The 4,355-nt window shown below is 75.2% G+C and carries 3 protein-coding genes; 1 reads left to right on the forward strand and 2 read right to left on the reverse strand.

Going from position 1 to position 4,355, the window contains the following annotated elements; genetic code table 11:
- Position 1 precedes the first annotated feature (1 nt).
- On the reverse strand, positions 2 to 1,438 hold the full coding sequence (gndA, locus tag ACFV5N_RS25190; protein ID WP_385604060.1) for an NADP-dependent phosphogluconate dehydrogenase: 1,437 nt from the start codon (positions 1,436 to 1,438) through the stop codon (positions 2 to 4).
- A gap of 130 nt (positions 1,439 to 1,568) precedes the next feature.
- Here gndA and ACFV5N_RS25195 point away from each other — a divergent pair, with 130 nt between their 5' ends.
- Positions 1,569 to 2,813 carry a DUF4032 domain-containing protein gene (locus ACFV5N_RS25195; RefSeq protein WP_385604063.1) on the forward strand — a complete coding sequence of 415 codons (1,245 nt, stop codon included), beginning with the start codon at positions 1,569 to 1,571 and terminating at the stop codon, positions 2,811 to 2,813.
- A gap of 64 nt (positions 2,814 to 2,877) precedes the next feature.
- On the opposite strand, the gene ACFV5N_RS25200 is transcribed toward ACFV5N_RS25195, so the two are convergent.
- A partial coding sequence (locus ACFV5N_RS25200; protein ID WP_385604066.1) for a Pls/PosA family non-ribosomal peptide synthetase occupies positions 2,878 to 4,355 on the reverse strand: 1,478 nt, incomplete at its 5' end.

Here is a 4,355-nt window from a genome sequence, read left to right on the forward strand (position 1 = left end):
CTCAGGCCTCCACCTCCGAACGGTCCTGCCCCCACAGCGTGTGGAACGACCCCTCCCGGTCGGTGCGCCGGTAGGTGTGCGCCCCGAAGTAGTCCCGCTGCCCCTGCACCAGCGCCGCCGGCAGCCGCTCGGCCCGCAGCGCGTCGTAGTACGCCAGCGCCGCCGAGAACCCGGGCGCCGGGACCCCCAGCTGCGCCGCCGTGGCCACCACATGCCGCCAGGCGTTCTGCGCCCGCTCCAGCGCCTCCCGGAAGGTCGGGTCCGTCAGCAGCGTCACCGGCGGCTTCCCGCCCGCGTACGCCGCCCGGATCTCGTCCAGGAACCGCGCCCGGATGATGCAGCCACCGCGCCAGATCGCCGCCACCGCGCCCGGGTCGATGTCCCAGCCGTACTCCGCGCTGCCCGCCGTGATCTGGTGCCAGCCCTGCGCGTACGCCACGATCTTCGACGCGTACAGCGCCGCCTCCACCTGGTCCGCGAACTGCGCCGCGTCGTCCGGGTGCAGCTCGGGGCGCACCGGACCCGGCAGTTGCTGCGCCGCCCCGCGCAGCGCGCCGTGCCCCGACAGCGACCGCGCGAACACCGCCTCCGCGATCCCGGACACCGGCACCCCGAGGTCCAGCGCCGTCTGCACCGTCCACCGCCCGGTGCCCTTCTGCTCCGCCGCGTCCGCCACCACGTCCACGAACGGCCGGCCGGTGGCCGCGTCGGTGTGCCCCAGCACCTCGGCGGTGATCTCGATCAGATACGAGTCCAGCCGCCCCTGGTTCCAGGTGCGGAACACCTCGGCGATCCGGGCCGGCTCGTACCCCGCCACCCGGCGCAGCAGGTCGTAGGCCTCCGCGATCAGCTGCATGTCGGCGTACTCGATGCCGTTGTGCACCATCTTCACGAAGTGGCCGGCCCCGTCCGGGCCGATGTGCGTGCAGCACGGCTCGCCGTCCACCCGCGCGGCGATCGACTCCAGCAGCGGGCCCAGGCTCCGGTAGGACTCGGCGGAGCCGCCCGGCATGATGGACGGACCGTTCAGCGCGCCCTCCTCACCGCCGGAGATGCCGCAGCCCACGAAGTGCAGCCCCCGCTCGCGCAGCGCCGCCTCGCGCCGCCGGGTGTCCTCGAAGTGCGCGTTGCCGCCGTCCACGATCACATCGCCGCTCTCCAGCAGCGGCGCGAACTCGTCGATCACCGCGTCGGTGGCCGCCCCGGCCTTCACCATGATCACCAGCCGGCGCGGGCGGCGCAGCGAGGCCACGAAATCCGCCGCCGACTCCGCCGGCACGAACTCACCCTCGTGGCCGAACTCCTCCACCAACTGCCGGGTCCTGGCCGCCGTCCGGTTGTGCACCGCCACCACATGGCCGTGCCGGGCGAGGTTGCGCGCCAGGTTGCGCCCCATCACCGCCAGTCCGGTCACACCGATCTGCGCCTGTCCCGTCATCGTGTCATCTCCCGCCGTTCGGGGTCGTGGTCGGTACCCATGCAACCAGGCCACCGCCCCGGCGCACCGCTGTGTCCGCGATCCGGCGCCCCCGTGCCGCGCCGCGCGCCCCCTGCCGCACACTGGGGCCATGGACCTCCGGATCACCGCCACCGACCCCTCGCACCCGGCGACACTGCTCGACCTGCCCTGGGACGTCCCCCTGGAACGGTGGCCCGAGGAGCACCTGGTGGCCCTGCCCCGCGGCATCTCCCGGCACGTGGTGCGCTTCGCCCGCGCGGGCGACGAGGTGGTCGCCGTCAAGGAGGTGGGGGAGTGGGCGGCGGTGCGCGAGTACGCCCTGCTGCGCGACCTGGACCGGCTCGCGGTACCGGCCGTCGACCCGCTCGCCGTGGTCACCGGCCGCACCGGCGCCGAGGGCGAACCGCTGGAACCGGTGCTCATCACCCGGCAGCTGAAGGGCTCGCTGCCCTACCGCTCGATGTTCGAGACCACCATGCGCCCGGACACCATCAAGCGGCTGCTGGACGCGCTGGCCGTCCTGCTGGTGCGGCTGCACCTGAGCGGCTTCGCCTGGGGCGACTGCTCGCTGTCCAACACCCTCTTCCGCCGCGACGCGGGCGCGTACGCCGCCTATCTGGTGGACGCCGAGACCGGGCAGATCCAGCCCCGGCTGACGGACGGGCAGCGCGCGTACGACATCGAGGTCGCCCAGGTGAACATCGCGGGCGAGCTGATGGATCTGGAGGCGGGCGGCAGTCTGCACCCGGCCGTCGACCCGGTCGCCTTCGGCCTGGCCATCGTCGAGCGGTACGGCGAGCTGTGGCACGAACTGACCCGCACCTCCGTCTACCCGCGCGACAAGCGGCACTACATCGACCGCCGGATCCGGCGGCTCAACGATCTGGGCTTCGACGTCGCCGAGATGCAGATCCAGCGCTCCCCGGACGGCGACAAGGTGGCCTTCCTGCCCAAGGTCGTGGACGCCGGACACCACCAGCGGCAACTGCTGCGGCTGACCGGCCTGGACGCCGAGGAGAACCAGGCCCGCAGTCTGCTGAACGACCTGGAGACCTGGATGGCCGGCCAGGAGGACTACGCGCCCGGCGACCCGCTCGGCGCCCGCCCCGAGGTGCTGGCCCACCGCTGGGTGCGTGACGTCTTCCGCCCCGCGGTGCGTCTGGTCCCCCGCGAACTGCGCGGCAGCATCGACACCGCCCAGCTCTACCACGAACTGCTGGAACACCGGCTGCTGCTGTCGGAGCGCTGCCGCAGCGACGTGGACATGGAGACCACGGCGGCCCACTGGATCGCCGAGGTGCTGCCCACCCGCCCCGATCCGGACGCGCTGGCCGCCCCGGAGGAGGACGGGTAGCCCGTCGGCGGTCGTGCGCGGGGCCGGGCCGCCGGCCCAGCGGCGGCGGCCCGGCCCCGCACCGTCAGCCGGCCGTCCGGGCCGGCTGCTCCGCGGGCCGGCCGGCGACCAGCGGCCGGACCGGATTCCCCTGCCAGCGCCCGCCGCCCGGCACCCGCTCGGCCGCCATCACCAGCGAACCGGCCCCCACCGAGGCGCCCGCGCCGACCTCGCTGCCCGGCAGCGTGATGCTGTGCGGCCCCACGGTGCCCGCCGCGGCGACCGCCACCCCGTCAAGACGCATCACCCGGTCGTGGAAGAGATGCGTCTGGAGCACACAGCCCCGGTTCACGCTCGCCCCCTCGCCCAGCCGCACCAGGTCCGGCTCCGGCAGCCAGTGCGACTCGCACCACACGCCGCGCCCCACCCGCGCGCCCAGGCTGCGCAGCCACCCGTTCAGCAGCGGCGTGCCCGTCGCCGGCTGCACCAGCCACGGCACCGCGAGCACCTCGACGAAGCAGTCGTACAACTCGTTGCGCCACACGAACGCGCTCCACAGCGGATGCCGCCCGGCCCGGAACCGCCCCATCAGCAGCCACTTGGCCGCCGTGGTCAGCGCGCCCGCGACCAGCCCCGCCGCGCACAGCAGCGGACCGCACACCAGCAGCACCGCCCAGCCGCCGCCGGTGCTCCACACCAGCAGCAGCGCCGCCAGCACCGCCAGCCGCAGCATCCCGGCCAGCAGCAGCGGCACCGCCCGGCACAGTTCCACGGCCGCCCGCGCCACCCGCAGCCGCGGCGGCGGCGCGTAGGTACGGGCCACCTCGTGCGGCTCGGCCACCCGGCGCAGCCGCAGCGCCGGATTGCCCAGCCACGACGAGCCCGCCGGCACCTGCTCCGGAGTGTCCGTCAGCACACCGACCAGCGCCTCGTCGGCCACGCGCCGGCCCGGGCCCACCAGGCCCGAGTTGCCGACGAAGGCCCGCTCGCCCACCCGGCTGACCCCCAGCCGTACCCAGCCGCCGCGCAGTTCGTACGGCGCCGCCAGCACCTGGTCCGCCAGGAACGCCGCGTCCCGCACCCGCAGCAGTGAGGGCAGCGCCAGCACCGTGGACGCCTCTACGCCGCGCCCGATCCGCGCCCCCTGCATCCGCAGCCACACCGGGGTGAACAGCGAGGCGTACAGCGGGAACAGCGTGCGCCGGGAGGTGTCCATCAGATCGTGCGTCAGCCAGGCCGCCCAGCCCGGCACGCTGTGCACCGGGTGCGTGCCGGGCCGCAGCGCCCGTCCGGCCAGCCGGACCGCCGCGGTGAGGAACAGCGCGTGACACACCATGCCCAGCACCACCAGCGCCGGGAGCCGCAGCGCCAGTTCGGCGGCGCCGCCGGAGGACGGCAGCACGTAGGCCAGCAGCAGCGAGGGCACCCAGGCCACCCACAGCAGCAGCGCCCGCAGCGCCGGGGTGAGCGCGTAGGCCAGCGCCCAGCCGCGCCCGCCGCCGGGGCGGGGCGCCGGCCAGGACCCGGCGGGGGCGGGCCGCCGGACGGCGGGGGAGCCGCCCC

The sequence above is a fragment of the Streptomyces sp. NPDC059853 genome (genome assembly GCF_042731495.1).
GTDB lineage: Bacteria > Actinomycetota > Actinomycetes > Streptomycetales > Streptomycetaceae > Streptomyces.

What these genes read in the sequence shown, in the direction of transcription:
- ACFV5N_RS25195 (WP_385604063.1), top strand. Translation starts at nt 1,569, where the DNA reads ATGGACCTCCGGATCACCGCCACCGACCCCTCGCACCCGGCGACACTG.
- gndA (WP_385604060.1), bottom strand. Translation starts at nt 1,438, where the DNA reads ATGACGGGACAGGCGCAGATCGGTGTGACCGGACTGGCGGTGATGGGG.